Origin of the sequence: Thauera sp. 27, assembly GCF_000310125.2 — a bacterium.
In the GTDB taxonomy this organism is placed as follows: domain Bacteria; phylum Pseudomonadota; class Gammaproteobacteria; order Burkholderiales; family Rhodocyclaceae; genus Thauera; species Thauera mechernichensis.
Genome location: NZ_AMXB01000116.1, coordinates 1 through 325, shown reverse-complemented (window position 1 = coordinate 325; position 325 = coordinate 1). Strand labels below are relative to the sequence as shown.

The window sequence follows — 325 nt, the reverse complement described above, 5'->3', positions numbered from 1 at the left end:
ATGGCTGGTACGTGTCGATCGCCTGCGCGTTCGAGGCCGGGGCGCTCGAGCGCGGCCCGAAGGCCTGCGGCATCGATCGCGGGGTGGCGAACTTCGCCGCCTTCGACACCGGGCAGCGGATCGCGCCGCTCGATGCGCACAAGCGTGCCGTCCAGCGCTTGCGCCGCTACCAGCGAGCGGTGGCTCGCAAGCTCGAAGCGGCCAAGGTCGCCGCCGGCATCCCGAAGGGCAAACCCTTCCCGAAGGGGTTCCGGCTGCAGCCTTCGAACCGGCTTCGCAAGGCACAAGCCCGGGTGGCGAAGATCCACCAGGGGATCGCCCGCCA

At 70.8% G+C, this 325-nt stretch carries 1 pseudogene; it reads left to right on the top strand.

From position 1 onward, the window contains the following. Positions 1–11 precede the first annotated feature (11 nt). Positions 12–325, top strand: a pseudogene (locus tag B447_RS21640) (RNA-guided endonuclease InsQ/TnpB family protein); the annotation flags it as partial.